Here is a 14,449-nt window from a genome sequence, read left to right as displayed (position 1 = left end):
CCCCTCCGCCCGCCCGGGCCGGAAGTTGCCCGCCTTATGCTGTCGGCCTGCGACAGTTAGATGACAGTTTCATTACCATGTGGGGGGCGGCCCTATCACTTCCGTCAGCTAGGCGCGGGCCTGAGAACTGCGCACCCTTCGTCCTGGATGGGCCGCACGCGCACGACAGAGGCGCGGCGCCGGAGGAGGAAGATCATGCCAGGACAATTCAGCCTGCGCGGACTGCTGGCGCTGGGCGTCAGTACGGCCGCGCTGTTTTCGGCCGCGCCTGCCGCGGCGCAATCATCGGGCCAGAGCGCCACCGAGATCGAGGCGGTCGTCGTCACCGCCCAGCGCCGGGAAGAGACCGCCAACGCCGTCGGCATGGGCATCCAGGCCGTCACCGGCGAGACCCTGGAGAAGCTGCATGTCACCAATGTGAAGGACCTGAGCACCTTCGCGCCCAGCTTCAGCGTGTCGCAGAGCTATCAGGGGGTGCCGACCTACACCCTGCGCGGGATCGGCTTCAACACGATCAATATGTCGGCCACCTCGACCGTCGGCACCTATACCGACGAGGTCGCCTACGCCTATCCGATGATGAACACCGGCCCGATCTACGACCTGGAGCGGGTCGAGGTGCTGAAGGGGCCACAGGGCACGCTCTACGGCCGCAACACCACCGCCGGCCTGATCGATTTCGTCACCCGTAAGCCGACCGAGGACTTCCAGGCGGCGATCACCGGCGAGATCGGCAACTACAAGACCCACAACTTCGAGGGCTATGTCAGCGGCCCGATCGCCGACCGCGTCCAGGGCCGCCTGGCGTTCCGCACCGAGGACAGCGACGAGGGCTGGCAGATCAGCAACACGCGCGGCGAGCGCCAGGGCGAGGTCCATCGCTATGGCGCGCGCGCCTCGCTGGCGCTGCAACCCGCCGACACACTATCGATCGACGTCTCGCTGACCGCCTGGCGTAACAAGTCCGACACCGTGGCCGCGCAGGGGATCGGCTTCACCCCGGCCACCACCGGCAGCCCATTCAACGCCCCGGGCCTGGCCGGCTACATCGCCGCCAACGCCCCGACCAAGGCAGACCAGGCCGACTGGGCGCCGCTGTCCGTGCGCGCGGCCGACATCGGCGTCGGGATCGGCATCGGCGGGCCGCTGCGCGAGAACAACGACTTCTACGCCGGCAAGGTGAAGATCGACTGGGACCTGGGCGGCCACATGCAGCTGGTCTCGCTGACCAGCTACAACAAGCTCGAGCGCAACGCCAAGTTCGACTGGAGCGGCGCGCCCTACGAGATCCTGATCCAGCACGCCCAGGGCGACATCGAGTCGATCGCCCAGGAAATCCACCTGGAAGGGTCGGGCGAGAACGTCTTCTGGCTGGTCGGCGGCTATATCGCCCGCGACCGCATCCTTGATTCCAACCGCACCCTGCTGGGCCAGAACGCCAACGTCACCCTAATCCGGACGGTCGGCCAACCGCTGCTGGCCACGCCGTTCAATTCCGGCGGCTACACCTCGACCCAGCTGAACCAGTCGTTCCGGACCTATCAGGATATCGGCCGCATCGAGACCGATACCTGGAGCCTGTTCGCTAACGGCGACTACCGCTTCAACGAGCAGTTCAAGCTGACCGCCGGCATCCGCTACACTCAGGACAAGCAGGACTATGCCGGCTGCTCGCGCGACGTGAACGGCAGCATGCTGCCCAACGTCAATGTCGTGAACCGGGCGCTGTTCTTCCCGGCCTACGGGATGGTGGCGCCGATCGGGCCCAACGACTGCAACACCTTCGATCCGGCCAAGCGCGCGTTCGGCCTGGTCACCTCGACCCTGGACGAGGACAACGTCGCCTGGCGGGTGGCGCTGGACTGGACCCCGGCCGAGGGCGTGCTGGTGTTCGGCTCGATCTCGCGCGGGGCCAAGGCCGGCGCGACGCCGATCAACGCGGCCAACATCTCGACCCAGAACGCGCCGGCGACCCAGGAACTGCTGACCGCCTACGAGGTGGGTGTGAAGGCCGCGCTGTTCGAGCGGCGCGTGCAGGCCAATGTCAGCGCCTTCTACTACGACTACGAGGACAAGCAGCTCAGCGTCTATTTCGCCGACCCGATCTACACCGCCCTCTCCCGGCTCGCCAACGTGCCGGAGTCCGAGGCCTACGGCGTCGACGGCGAAGTGACCTGGCGCGCAACGCCGGAGCTGACCCTGATCGGTTCAGCGACCTTCCTGCACACCGAGGTCAAGAACTACATCGGCATCAACGCCGCCGGCCTGCCGATGGACTTCGACGGCAAGCCGTTCCTTTACAGCCCGAAATTCCAGGGCGGTCTGACGGCGCTCTACAGCCGCGACCTGAGCGAAAACCTCGGCCTGCAGGCCGCGATCGCCGGCCGCTACCAGTCCAAATCGCACGCCGACCTGGAGGGCGACCCGCGCTTCGTGATCGAGGACTACGGCGTGCTGAACGCCAGCCTGGGCCTGCACGCGCTGGACGACCGCTGGGAGCTGTCGCTCTGGGGCCGCAACCTGACCGACGAGTATTACTGGAGCGCGGTCAGCAGCAACGCCAACGTCGTGGTCCGCTTCCCGGGACAGACTCGGACCTACGGGGCCTCGCTGACGTTCAAATTCTAGAGCTGGCAAGTTCTGGAGCCGGCGCGTTGTAGCCGGATTTCCCCGCCGACTGATCCCCGGGCGCCGTCCCGGGGATTTTTGTATCCGTCAGGACGCCGCTTCGGCCTTCACCATCGGGAAGTAGGCGGTGAAGGTCGCGCCCTCGCCCTGGACGCTCTCGACCGCCAGTCCGCCGCGGTGGCGATTGACGATGTGCTTGACGATGGCCAGGCCGAGACCCGTGCCCGAGCGCTCGCCGCTCTTCTGGCCCTCGACGCGATAGAAACGCTCGGTCAACCGCGGCAGGTGCTCGCGCGCCAGGCCGACGCCGGCGTCCGACACCCGCAGCGCCGCATAGAGGTCCGAGGCGCGGTCTGGCGTCAGCAGCGAGAAGCGCGCCGCGCGCGGATCGCCGACCGCCGCCGCCGCGCCGGCCGACACTCCGCTGCGCAGCGAGATCCGCACCGCCTTGCCGTTCGGCGTGTACTTGATGGCGTTGTCGACGAGATTCTGGATGACCTGGATGATCTGGTCGCGGTCGCCGGCGATCATCACCTCGCCGCGCGCCGGCAGGTCGACAGGCTCCAGCCGCACCCCGCGGCCGCGCGCCAGCGGCCCCAGCGAGTCCAGCACGTCCATCACCGCCATGATCAGGTCGACCTCGCCGTGCGGGGCGATGTGCTCGTTGAGCTCGATGCGGCTCAGCGACAGCAGGTCGTCGATCAGCCGCGACATCCGCTCGGCCTGGGCCTGCATGATCGACAGGAACTTCTCGCGCGCGCCGGCGTCGTCCTTGGCGTGGCCGCGCAGGGTTTCGATGAAGCCCGACAGCGAGGCCAGCGGCGTCCGCAGCTCGTGGCTGGCGTTGGCCAGGAAATCGGCGCGCGTGCGCTCGGCCCGGCGGATGTCGGTCTCGTCGCGCAGCACCAGCAAGGCCAGCGGCGCGCCGTCAGCTGCCTGTCCGACAGGCTTGGCGATGGCCCGCATGACGCGTTCCTGGGCGCCGCCCATCTCATAGACGGCCTCGGCCTCGACCTGCCCGAACAGCGCCTTGTCGACGGCTTCGAGCACGTCCGGGTCGCGGATCACTGTCACCAGCATCCCTGCGTCATATTGTACCCGGAGGGTTTCCCGGGCGGCGGCGTTAACCAGCACGAAACGCCGCCCTGTGAGGTCATCTGGCTCATGGGCGGCGATCACCAATACTGGGTCCGGCAGGGCGTCGATCAGGCTCGCATAGGGCGGCGCGTCCTCATGCGTGGCGCGTTCGAAAGCGCTGGCGCTGGGCGTCGGCATGCCCACGCGCTCGGCCACGTGCCAGGCCGCCAGTCCGGTGACGCCGCTGACCACCAGCAACATCCATGACACCGCCTGCGCACTGGCGCCGACCAGCAGGGCGAAGCCGAGAATGGCCACCACTCCCGCGGCCCCAGCCGTCAGAACAGGTCCGACCGAGCCGAGCCAGGCCGGGAGAGCTGACCGCGAAGACGACGGCGGAAGCGCCAAGGCGAATCGATCCTGCAACACGACGAACAACGAAGCCCGACCCTTATGTCACCGGGATGACAGCGACCCAAGCGCGGGGCTGCGATCGATGCGCGCTGTCAGGAAATCTACGACCGCTTCAAGTCAAACTCGATTTTTCCGATGGGAATTATCGCGTCTACATGCGGTCGAGTTTGAACGAACTCCAACAATAACGAGGGGCAAGAACCACATGACGTGGAAAACCAAACTCATCACCGGCGCGGCAGCCATCGCCTTCGCCTGGCCTGGACTGGCGGCCGCCGACGAGGCGACCGATGCGCGCATCAAGGCGCTTGAGGAGCAACTGACGGCGCTGCAGTCGCAGCTCGCCGACCTCAAGCAGTCGACAGCCAACAACATCGCCGACGTCCGTAAGGAAGCGACCGCCACGACGGTGTCGCTGGCCAACGGCCGTCCGACCATCTCCACCGCCGACGGCGCCTTCACCGCCTCGTTCCGCGGCGTGTTCCAGCTCGACGCCGCCCATTACGACCAGGACGCCGCCGGCCCGCTGGCCACCGACTTCCGCCGCGGCTCGTTCGGCGACGCCAACGAGAACGACCACGCCCGCGACCTGTCGGACGGCGCCAACTTCCGCCGCGCCCGGATCGGCATCGAGGGCAAGGCCTTCGGCGCCTTCGACTACAACTTCCTCTACGATTTCGGCGGGTCCGGCACGGAAGAAGCCGGCAAGATCAGCGCCGCCTGGGTGCAGTACGGCTTCCCGGTCGCGAACCTGAAACTGCGGATCGGCGCCTTCTCACCGCCCTCGGGCCTGGAAGAAGCGGTGTCCACCAACGGTTCGCTGTTCGTCGAGCGCGCCTCGCCGGCCGAAACCGTTCGCGCCATCGCGGCCGGCGATGGCCGTACCGCCGTCGCCCTGCTGGCCGGCGGCGACAACTGGACCGGCACGGCGGCGATCACCGGCAACATCATCGGCACCTCCAGCTTCGACGAGCAGACCGCCTTTGTCGGCCGCCTGACCTATGTGCCGTTCCGCCGCGACGACAGCCTGATCCACGTCGGGGTCAACACCTCGATCGTGTTCAATCCGGCCGCAGGCGGTCCCGACGTCACCGGCGCCCCGGCGACCACCAACATCCGCCTGCGCGACCGTCCGGAAATCCGCGTCGACGGCACGCGCCTGATCGACACCGGCAACATCGACGCCGACGGCCTGACCGCCATCGGGGCCGAGTTCGGCGCTCAGTGGAAGAACCTCTACGTCCAGACTGAGTACTTCGACATCGACGTCGACCGTAAGGGGGCGCTGAGCGATCCGGACTTCTCCGGCTGGTACGCGCAGGCCGGCTGGACCCTCACCGGCGAGCCGCGCCGCTACAGCGCCGGCACCTTCGACGCCCCCCGTCCGGCCAAGCCCTTCGACCTCAAGAAGGGGACCTGGGGAGCCTGGGAGCTGGGCCTGCGTTATTCGGTGCTGGACCTGAATTATCTCGCCGGCTCGCCGGGCACGGCGCCGGTCGCCTCGGCGATCCGTGGCGGCGAACAGGAGATCTTCACCCTGGGCCTGAACTGGTACGTCAATAACGTGCTGCGGTTCCAGGCGGCCTTCCAGGACGTCTCCGTGGACCGTCTGTCCCCCGGCGGCACGGCCTTCGGGACCGGCGCGGCGACCCCGCCCGCCGGCGCCCAGGTCGGCCAGGACTTCAACATCTACTCCCTGCGCACGCAGTACGCGTTCTAACCCCAACGGCACGGGCGGCGCGGCTACGGCCGGTCGCGTCGCCCCAGCCACGAGCCCCAAAGGACCTCGTCCCATGAGCCAGAACCGACAAGACCTGTCCCGCCGCGGCCTGCTCGCCGCCGGGACCGCCGGCGCCGCGGCCGTTGCCGCGCCGGCCCTGCTGGCCGGCCCCGCCGCCGCCCAGGGCAAGAAGGCGATCACGTTGCTGAACGTCAGCTACGATCCCACGCGTGAGCTCTACAAGGACATCAACGCCGCCTACGCCAAGTACTGGAAGGACAAGGTCGGCCAGGATCTGACGATCCAGCAGAGCCATGGCGGCTCGGGCAAGCAGGCCCGCTCGGTGATCGACGGCCTGCAGGCCGACGTCGTCACCCTGGCCCTGGCCAGCGACATCGACGAAATCGCCGCCAAGGCCAAGCTGCTGCCGGCGAACTGGCAGTCGCGCCTGCCCAACAATTCGACGCCCTACACCTCGACGATCGTGTTCCTGGTCCGCAAGGGCAATCCCTGGAAGATCAAGGACTGGGGCGACCTGGTGAAGCCCGGGATCGACGTCATCACCCCCAACCCGAAGACCTCGGGCGGCGCGCGCTGGAACTACCTGGCCGCCTGGGCCTGGGCCCAGAAGAACGGCCGCAATCCGCAGGCCTTCGTCGAGGAACTGTTCAAGCACGTGCCGGTGCTCGACACGGGGGCGCGTGGTTCGACCACCACCTTCGTCCAGCGCGGCATCGGCGACGTGCTGCTGTCGTGGGAAAACGAGGCCTACCTCGCCATCGAGGAGCTGGGCCCCGGCAAGGTGGACATCGTCTATCCGTCGATGTCGATCCTGGCTGAACCGCCGGTGGCGCTGGTCGACAAGGTCGTCGACCGCAAGAAGACCCGCACCATCGCCGAGGGCTATCTCAACTTCCTCTACAGCCCGCTGGCCCAGGACCTGATCGGCAAGAACCACTACCGCCCGCGCGACCCCGCGGCGGCGGCCAAGTGGGCCAAGAAGTTCCCGAAGATCCCATTGGTGACCATCGACGACGCCTTCGGCGGCTGGAAGAAGGCCCAGGCGACCCACTTCGGCGACGGCGGCGTCTTCGACAGAATCTACAAGCCGCGCTGATCCCTCTTCCGCGGACGTGGACGAACCCGGGCGCGGGGCGAGAGCTCCCGCGCCCTACTTCGTGAGCGCAACCTGCGCCACGGCAGGCCGTTCTGCGGCCATGACTCTCAATCTCGCCGACATGGTCGGAACCGCAGCGGCGCTCTGCTCGATGGCCAGCTTCACGCCACAGATCGTCAAGATCTGGCGTGAAAGGGACGCCTCGTCGATCAGCCTGCGGATGTACGTGGTGACGGTCAGCGGCTTTGCGCTGTGGATCGCCTATGGCGCATTGACCGGCAGCTGGCCGGTCATCGCGGCCAACAGCGTCTGTCTTCTGCTCTCGGCCGTGATCCTCGCGCTGAAGTGGCGCTTCCGCGACGGATAAGCGCGCCATAGTTGGCGCCGCGGTCGGCCCTCACTAGATTGCGCGCGCGCTGCACCTTCCGCGCATTTTCAGATACGCGCCGCCGCATCGGCGGGCCGACGGCGCGGCATGGGACCCTTGTATGTCGACTGAGAGATTCGCTCCCGCGGAGGCCGCCCTCAAGGCCGGTCGCGTCGAAGAAGGTGTGGCGCTGATCGAGGCCAGTCTCCGGGAAGATCCCCAGGCGCCGCTTCACATCTATCGCAACTTCACGGCCCTGCTGATCCGTCACAAACAGTACGAGCGCGCCGAAACCTGGACGACCCAAGCGGTCGATCGCCATCCCAAGGACATCGATCTCTGGAACATCCGCGGCGTCGCGCTGCGCCGACTGCACCGCTATGACGAGGCGCTGTCGGCCCTGGGCCGCGCCGCGAAGCTGGATCCCAAGAACAAGTCGGTCCTGAACAACCTCGGCAACGTCTACAACGACCTGCGCAATCCGCAGGCCATCGACGTGTTCACCAAGCTCGTGCGCCAGACACCCAGCGACGCCGACCTGCAGCGGGCCCTGGGCCGTGCATACTGGTTCGCCGGCGACCTGGAGAAGGCCGAGACCCGCCTCAACCTGGCGACCAAGCTGAAGCCCGGCGGGGCCGACGCCTGGCTGGACCTGATCGGGGTGACTCAGGAGCTGCGCACGCCCGAAGCGGCTGATGACGTTCTCACGCGCGCGGCGGCGGCCAGCCCTGACGACCTGCGGCTCGTCGAAGCCCGCGGCGTCTCGATACGCCGCGGCGGCGAGGCGCGCCGAGCCGAGCAGTTTCTGCTCGATGCGATCGAGCAGCATCCCAAGGCCGCAAACCTCTACTTTCAGCTCGGGACCACGATCACCGACTACGACCGCCCGCGCGCGAACACCTACCTCGAGAAAGCCGTCGAGCTCGCCCCCGACGACGTCAAGTATCACATCATGCTCGCCGAAAGCCTCGGGCGCTCGCGACACGGCGACGAGGCCGCGAACCTGGAGCGCGGCTATCGGATCATGATGGACGTGCTGCCGCGCATGCCGATGGAAGCGTCCAATCTCAAGATCGCCTACGAGCTGATGACCCGTGTCGCCGACTACGACAGCATGGCCCAGCTGGGGACCTTCGCGCAGATCGGCCGCACCTGGGCCGAGGCCGGCCGTCATACCGCGCTCTTCGCCCACCTGGCGCGCGCCGACGCGCCCGAGGATCGGCTGGAACTGATCGAACAGCACCGCATCTGGGGCCGCAAGGTCGAAGAGGCCGTCGCCCGGCGGCCGATCGCCCATCCCGCGCCGCGGGTTCCGAACGGCAAGATCCGCGTCGGCTTCATGTCCTCGGACCTGCGCGGCCACCCGGTCGCCTACTTCGCCCTGCCGCTGTTCGAGCACTACGACCGCGATCGCTTCGAGGTCTATTGCTACTCGTACTACCAGGGCCAGGAAGACCAGACGCAGAAGGCGATCACCGGCATGGTGGACCAGTTCCGCTGGGTCCCGGAGATCACCGACCGCAACGCCGCGCAGATGATCGCCGACGACCAGCTCGACATGCTGATCGAACTGGGCGGCTCGACCCACATGAACAAGATCGGGGTGATGGCCTACAAGCCCGCCCCGCTGTCGGCGAGCTGGGTGGGTTATCCGCACTCGGCCGGCCTGAAGGAAATCGACTACCTGGTGCTCGACCCCTACATGACGCCGGAAGATCGGGCGCTCGTGATCGAGAAGCCTCTGGTGCTGCCCCGGGCTTGGTACACCATGGGCCCCAATGCCTTCCGCGAAGACCCGCAGGCCGTGGCGCAGGCTCCGGTCGAGCGCAACGGCTACGTCACCTTCGGCACCGCCAACAATCCGTACAAGTACAACCGCCAGGTCATCGAGACCTGGGCCAGGATCGTCGCGGCGACGCCGAACTCGCGGTTCCTGTTCGTCCGTCCGGAAGGCGGCTCGGCGATCTTCCAGAGCAATCTGCGAGCGATCTTCGCGGCGCACGGCGTCGGCGCCGAACGGATCGTCTTCGAGGTCGTCCGCGGCCGTCACCTGCCGTACTACAACGACATGGACATTTCGCTGGACGCCTTCCCGCAGACCGGCGGGACCACGACCTGCGAAGCGCTGTGGATGGGCGTTCCCGTCGTCGCCAAGCGTGGCCCGGCGGTGTTCGAGCGCCTCAGCTACTCGGTGCTGATGAACGCCGGCCTGGGCGATCTCTGCGCCGAGACGACCGAGGAGTATGTCGACATCGCTCTGAAGCTGGCCGCCGACCCCGCGCGGATCGGCGAACTGCGGCGCGGCATGCGCGCCCGCCTGAGGGCCAGCCCGCTGGGCGACACCAAGCAGTTCGCCGCCGACTATTTCGCGATGATCGAGAAGGCCGTGAACGGCGAGGTCTGACCTCGCCTCAGGCCGGCGCGCTTAACAAGCCGCCGGCCGCGATGCGCCGATAGTAGTCCGCATAGGCGTCCCAAAAGCCGCCCTCATCCCAGCCGGCCCCAAGGCACGGCTCGTCATTGGTCCGCACCAGCGGTTCGCTCAGCTCCGGCTGCGCCAAGACGTCGACTTCGCAGGCGAGCCCCAGGCGCGGCCCCATCTCAGCGGCCAGCCGTCGCGCGAACGCTTCCTGCGTACCGACGAAACCTGACGGACGGGCGATCCTCTCCTCCGGCCCCGCCGCGGCGAGCAGCGTCTCCGCCAGCCCGACATAGGCCTGCGCAAGCAGCGGCACGGGTATGTTGTCGCGAACATAGCGGGGCGTGCGCACCACCCCCGCCTGCCCCTCGAACCAGCGCTGCATGAGGGACCAGACCATTCGCCCCTCCTCCCACGGTCCGAACGGACCGGCGACGACGAACTTCCCGAACCGCAGGCCGCGCCACCGGGCCATGTGCCGGAGCGCCTCGTTAGTCAGGGATTTCGAGAGGCCATACGGACTGATGGCCAGGCCGCCCCCCTCGGGGCCGCCCTCACCGGCCTCGAAGGCGGTGCCGGTGGCCACGACCGCGCGGCCGCCAGACGCCGCGAACGCCGTCAGAACCGGCTCGAAGCCGGCGATGTTGCGCACGAAGCCGTCGACAGGATCGTAGCTGGCCGATCGATAGTTGGGGATATCGGCGGCGTGGTGGGCCAGCAGGTCGTGGCCGCCCTTGGCCAGCTCCAGGAACGCCGGCGAGGCGATCGGCGCTTCGAAGACCACCTGCGCGCAGGACTCCAGACGCCCGACCCGCTCGGCGCGCAGCCCCTGATAGGCCGCCTTCGGCCGGGTGACCGTGGCAGTGACCTGGTGACCGGCGCCTGCCAGGGCCTGCGCGATCCAAAGCCCGCTGAAGGAGCTGCCTCCCGTGAGCAGGATCTTCGCCATGTCAGGCTCCGAAGTCCGGATAGGTCGCGTCACGCTCCGAGATCACGACAGGGCTGAGCGGCCAGACGATCGCGAAGGCCGGATCATTCCAACGCACGCCCCGCCCATGCCCCGGCTCGAATATCCTGTCGATCTGGTAGAGGACGTCGCTGTCGTCCTCGAGGGTGACGAAGCCGTGGGCCATGCCCTTGCCGATCAGCAGGGCGCGGCCGTTGGCCGCCGACAGTTCGGTCCCGATCCAGCGGCGATAGGTCGGGCTGTCGGGGCGCAGGTCGACGGCGACGTCAAAGATCCGCCCACGGACGACCCGCACCAGCTTGGCTTCCTCACGCGGCGCGGCTTCGTAGTGCATGCCGCGTAGCGTGCCGGCCTTGGCGTTGCGCGACAGACTGGTCTGCTGTGGGACGAACGAATGCCCGGCCGCGGCGAACTCGTCGGGGCAGTGCAGGCGTGCGAACGCGCCGCGCTCGTCGCTCATCAGGTCCAGGTCGACGATTACGACGCCGTCGATCTCGGTCGCCGTGAACCGCATCAGCCGACGACCTTGGTGTCCGGCGCGGCGGTCACGAACTGTCCGCCCCAGTCGCGGATATAGGCCAGCTGACCCATGATCTCGTCCTTGAGGTTCCAGGGCAGGATGACCACGTAGTCGGGCTTGAACTCCGCGATCATCGCCGGGGCGTGGACCGGAATGTGCGTCCCCGGCAGGAAGCGATCCTGCTTGTGCGGATTGGCGTCGAACACCGCGACGATGTCGGCGGGGGTCACGCCGGCATAGTTCAGGAAGGTGTTGCCCTTGGCCGCTGCGCCATAGGCCGCGACGCGCTTGCCCTCGGCCTTGGCGGTCGCGAGGAAATCGAGGAACCCGCGACGAACCTCTTCCACCCGGGCGGCGAAGCCCTCGTAGCCGGCCGGCTGGTCGAGACGAGCGGCGTGCTCGCGGGCGCGCAGATCCTTCAGCGCCTGGGTCTCCACGTGGCTCGACGCCTCGTGCGCGCAGAACAGCCGCAGCGAGCCGCCGTGGGTCGGCAGCAGCTCGACGTCGAACGGGCGCAGGCCGTTGGCGCGCAGCACCTTCTCGACCGCCAGCAGCGACAGGTACGAGTAGTGCTCGTGATAGATGGTGTCGAACTGCACCTTCTCGATCAGGTTCAGCAGGTGCGGGAACTCGAAGGTCAGCACGCCTTGCGGCTTCAGCACATGCTGGAAGCCGGCCACGAAGTCGCCGATGTCGGGAACGTGGGCCAGGACGTTGTTGCCGGCCATCAGGTCGGCGGCGACGCCGCGCGCTTTCAGGTCCCGGCCGGTGGCGTCATTGAAGAACGCGACCTCGGTCGGCACGCCGCGTTCCTTGACTGCGACCTCGGCGGTGTTGGCGGTCGGCTCGATGCCCAGCACCGGCACGCCCATGGCCTTGAAGTGCTGCAGCAGATAGCCGTCGTTGGACGCCACCTCGACCACCAGCGACTGCGACCCCAGGCAGAACCGCGCGGCCATGGCCTCCGCGTAGCGCTTAGCGTGCGCGACCCAGCTCTCCGAATAGGCGGAGAAGTAGGCGTAGCCCTCGTCGAAGATCGCGTCGGCCGCGACCGGGTCGTCGGCCTGGACCAGGAAGCAGGTCCCGCAGACGCGGGTGTGCAGCGGGTAGAAGCCCTCCTTGCCCGACGCCAGCTGAGCCTTGGTCAGGTAGGAATTGGCCAGCGGCTGGTCGCCCAGATCGAGAAAAGTCTGGGTCAGCGGCGCGCGGCAGAAACGGCAGGCGGGAACAGTCATCAAAGGCTTTCGTAACGCGAGATCTGGTCACGGACGAGGCTGAGGGCGTCCCCGCCGTCGGCCTGGGCGCGATACCAGTCCATGGTCCATTCGACAGCGGTCGGCGCATCCAGACGGCTTTCGAAGCCCAGCACCTGGCGGGCCAGACTGGCGTCGATGCCGAGGGACTTGGCCTCCAGCGACTGGGGATCGGGTTCATGACGCCAGGGCTTGGCGCCCAGGGCCTGGGTGGCGCGGGTGGCGAGTTCGCCGACGGTCACCTCAGGGCCGCCCGGACGCGGACCGAAGTTGAGCGCGCGCGGTGCGGCCGGATCGCTGGCCAGCCGTTCAAGATAGACCAGGTAGCCAGCGACGCAGTCGAGGACATGCTGCCAGGGGCGGGTCGCTTCCGGATGGCGCAGCACCGTCACCCCTTGCGCTTGACCGGCGCGGACGATGTCGGCCACCAGTCGATCGCGCGAGAAGTCGCCGCCGCCGATGACGTTGCCGCCGCGGGCGGTGGCCAGCGGCACGCCGGCCTTTTCATAGTAGCTGCGCGCGAAGCTCTGGGTGACGATCTCGGCCGCGGCCTTGGACGCGGAGTACGGATCCTTGCCGCCCAGGGCGTCGGTCTCCTGGAAGGCCCGGCCCTGTTCGTTGTTGGCGTAGACCTTGTCCGAGGTGATCACCAGCACGGCGGCCAGGGCCGGCTGTGCACGCAGCGCCTGCAACAGGTGGGCCGTGCCCATGATGTTGGCGGCGAAGGTCGCCACCGGATCCTCGATCGAGGTGCGCACGATCGGCTGGGCCGCCATGTGCAGCACCAGGTCGAAATTCCGCGCCGTGACCAGCGCCTCGACGGCGGCCTGGTCGCGCAGGTCGACGACATGCGACTCGATGAGAGCGGCGATCCCGGCCTGATCGAACAGCGCCGGCGTCTGGTCTGGCGCCAGCGCCAGGCCGGTCACCTGCGCGCCCATCTGCGCCAGCCACACCGCCGCCCATGAGCCTTTGAAGCCGGTATGGCCGGTCAGCAGGACACGCTTGTCGGCCCAGAAGGCGGGGTTGGGCCGCGTCACTTCCAGAGCCGCCACGGCGCCTTGCCCGAAGCCCAGAGCGCTTCCAGGTGGTTCTTGTCGCGCAAGGTGTCCATGGCCGCCCAGAAGCCGTCGTGCGGGCGCGCCATCAGTTGACCGTCGCGCGCCAGGCTTTCCAGCGGCTCGGCCTCAAAGACCGTGGCGTCGCCGGCGATGCGGCCGACCACTTCCGGCTGCAGGACGAAGAAGCCGCCGTTGATCAGGCCGTTGTCGCCGGGCGGCTTCTCGATGAAGCGTTGGACCGCTCCCTCGACAATCTCCAAGGCGCCAAACCGGCCGGGCGGCGACACCGCGCTGACTGTCGCCTCCTTGCCATGCGCCTGGTGGAAGGCGAGCAATGCGCCGATGTCGATGTCGGCGACGCCGTCGCCATAGGTCAGGAAGAACGGCTCGTCTGGGTTCAGGTACTGGGCGACCCGCTTCAGTCGCCCGCCGGTCATCGTCTCCGCCCCGGTGTCGACCAGGGTGACGCGCCAAGGTTCGTGGTTGGTGGCGTGGTACTCGAGCGCCCCCTTGGCCAGATCGACGGTCAGGTCGGCGTTATGCAGCACGTAGTTGGCGAAGTACTCCTTCACCACGTAGCCCTTGTAGCCAAGGCAGACGATGAAGTCGTTGAAGCCGTAGTGCGAGAACAGCTTCATGATGTGCCAGAGGATCGGCCGGCCGCCGATCTCGATCATCGGCTTGGGCTTGAGGTGGCTTTCCTCGGAGATGCGGGTGCCGAGTCCGCCCGCCAACAGGACGACCTTCATGCCAGGTCGCCTTCGCGGCCCGCGCCTCGGCGCAGCGCAACAGAGTTCGTCTTCAAAACAGTTCCGCCTTCAGTCCATTCGCCCGAGCCCGGGGCGCACCTCTCTTATCGTGTGTCGAACGCCCGATGAAGTCGTGTATGCCGGTCGCAGGCGACGC

Annotated in this window: 11 protein-coding genes; 5 read left to right on the top strand and 6 right to left on the bottom strand. The window is 67.8% G+C overall.

Annotated features, from left to right (window positions below):
* Positions 1 to 195 precede the first annotated feature (195 nt).
* A complete protein-coding gene (locus tag OUA97_RS07720) occupies positions 196 to 2,628 on the top strand; it encodes a TonB-dependent receptor (protein WP_267231253.1) in 2,433 nt (810 codons plus the stop codon).
* An 87-nt stretch (positions 2,629 to 2,715) separates the two neighbouring features.
* Here OUA97_RS07720 and OUA97_RS07715 read toward each other — a convergent pair whose 3' ends face one another.
* Entirely contained in the window at positions 2,716 to 4,131 is a 1,416-nt protein-coding gene (locus OUA97_RS07715; RefSeq protein ID WP_416362417.1) for an ATP-binding protein, read from the bottom strand.
* 193 nt (positions 4,132 to 4,324) lie between these two features.
* Between OUA97_RS07715 and OUA97_RS07710 the strand changes: the two genes are divergently transcribed.
* The 4 genes from OUA97_RS07710 to OUA97_RS07695 all read left to right on the top strand — a co-directional run bounded on the left by OUA97_RS07710 (position 4,325) and on the right by OUA97_RS07695 (position 9,727).
* Positions 4,325 to 5,839 carry an OprO/OprP family phosphate-selective porin gene (locus tag OUA97_RS07710; protein ID WP_267231251.1) on the top strand — a complete coding sequence of 505 codons (1,515 nt, stop codon included), beginning with the start codon at positions 4,325 to 4,327 and terminating at the stop codon, positions 5,837 to 5,839.
* 73 nt (positions 5,840 to 5,912) lie between these two features.
* Positions 5,913 to 6,956 (top strand): sulfate ABC transporter substrate-binding protein, encoded by a 1,044-nt coding sequence (locus tag OUA97_RS07705; RefSeq protein WP_267231250.1) that lies wholly within the window; start codon positions 5,913 to 5,915, stop codon positions 6,954 to 6,956.
* Positions 6,957 to 7,056: 100 nt separating this feature from the next.
* The gene (locus tag OUA97_RS07700; RefSeq protein WP_267231249.1) at positions 7,057 to 7,323 is read left to right on the top strand and encodes a SemiSWEET family sugar transporter; all 267 of its coding nucleotides are present in this window, start codon (positions 7,057 to 7,059) and stop codon (positions 7,321 to 7,323) included.
* Positions 7,324 to 7,444: 121 nt separating this feature from the next.
* Complete coding sequence (locus OUA97_RS07695) at positions 7,445 to 9,727, top strand: tetratricopeptide repeat protein (RefSeq protein WP_267231248.1); 2,283 nt, start codon at positions 7,445 to 7,447, stop codon at positions 9,725 to 9,727.
* A gap of 7 nt (positions 9,728 to 9,734) precedes the next feature.
* Here OUA97_RS07695 and OUA97_RS07690 read toward each other — a convergent pair whose 3' ends face one another.
* From OUA97_RS07690 to rfbF, 5 genes are read right to left on the bottom strand one after another with little or no spacing between them, the layout of a single operon-like run.
* Positions 9,735 to 10,691, bottom strand: a complete 957-nt coding sequence (locus OUA97_RS07690; RefSeq protein ID WP_267231247.1) for an NAD-dependent epimerase/dehydratase family protein — start codon at positions 10,689 to 10,691, stop codon at positions 9,735 to 9,737.
* Position 10,692: 1 nt separating this feature from the next.
* Complete coding sequence (gene rfbC, locus OUA97_RS07685) at positions 10,693 to 11,223, bottom strand: dTDP-4-dehydrorhamnose 3,5-epimerase (RefSeq protein ID WP_267231246.1); 531 nt, start codon at positions 11,221 to 11,223, stop codon at positions 10,693 to 10,695.
* Complete coding sequence (locus OUA97_RS07680) at positions 11,223 to 12,464, bottom strand: class I SAM-dependent methyltransferase (protein ID WP_267231245.1); 1,242 nt, start codon at positions 12,462 to 12,464, stop codon at positions 11,223 to 11,225. The genes rfbC and OUA97_RS07680 overlap by 1 nt, the downstream gene beginning before the upstream one ends.
* The gene (gene rfbG, locus OUA97_RS07675) at positions 12,464 to 13,537 is read right to left on the bottom strand and encodes a CDP-glucose 4,6-dehydratase (RefSeq protein ID WP_267231244.1); all 1,074 of its coding nucleotides are present in this window, start codon (positions 13,535 to 13,537) and stop codon (positions 12,464 to 12,466) included. Before rfbG ends, OUA97_RS07680 begins: the two co-directional genes overlap by 1 nt.
* Positions 13,519 to 14,292, bottom strand: coding sequence for a glucose-1-phosphate cytidylyltransferase (gene rfbF / locus OUA97_RS07670; RefSeq protein ID WP_267231243.1), 774 nt, complete (start codon positions 14,290 to 14,292; stop codon positions 13,519 to 13,521). The genes rfbG and rfbF overlap by 19 nt, the downstream gene beginning before the upstream one ends.
* Positions 14,293 to 14,449: the final 157 nt, after the last annotated feature.

It is taken from the genome of Phenylobacterium sp. 58.2.17, assembly GCF_026411515.1.
In the GTDB taxonomy this organism is placed as follows: Bacteria; Pseudomonadota; Alphaproteobacteria; order Caulobacterales; family Caulobacteraceae; genus Phenylobacterium.
The sequence above is the reverse complement of the archived record's forward strand: the minus strand, read 5'-3'. Positions and strand labels throughout refer to the sequence as shown.

What these genes read in the sequence shown, in the direction of transcription:
- rfbC (WP_267231246.1), bottom strand. Translation starts at nt 11,223, where the DNA reads ATGCGGTTCACGGCGACCGAGATCGACGGCGTCGTAATCGTCGACCTG.
- OUA97_RS07720 (WP_267231253.1), top strand. Translation starts at nt 196, where the DNA reads ATGCCAGGACAATTCAGCCTGCGCGGACTGCTGGCGCTGGGCGTCAGT.
- OUA97_RS07710 (WP_267231251.1), top strand. Translation starts at nt 4,325, where the DNA reads ATGACGTGGAAAACCAAACTCATCACCGGCGCGGCAGCCATCGCCTTC.
- OUA97_RS07680 (WP_267231245.1), bottom strand. Translation starts at nt 12,464, where the DNA reads ATGACTGTTCCCGCCTGCCGTTTCTGCCGCGCGCCGCTGACCCAGACT.
- OUA97_RS07700 (WP_267231249.1), top strand. Translation starts at nt 7,057, where the DNA reads ATGACTCTCAATCTCGCCGACATGGTCGGAACCGCAGCGGCGCTCTGC.
- OUA97_RS07705 (WP_267231250.1), top strand. Translation starts at nt 5,913, where the DNA reads ATGAGCCAGAACCGACAAGACCTGTCCCGCCGCGGCCTGCTCGCCGCC.
- OUA97_RS07695 (WP_267231248.1), top strand. Translation starts at nt 7,445, where the DNA reads ATGTCGACTGAGAGATTCGCTCCCGCGGAGGCCGCCCTCAAGGCCGGT.
- rfbF (WP_267231243.1), bottom strand. Translation starts at nt 14,292, where the DNA reads ATGAAGGTCGTCCTGTTGGCGGGCGGACTCGGCACCCGCATCTCCGAG.
- OUA97_RS07690 (WP_267231247.1), bottom strand. Translation starts at nt 10,691, where the DNA reads ATGGCGAAGATCCTGCTCACGGGAGGCAGCTCCTTCAGCGGGCTTTGG.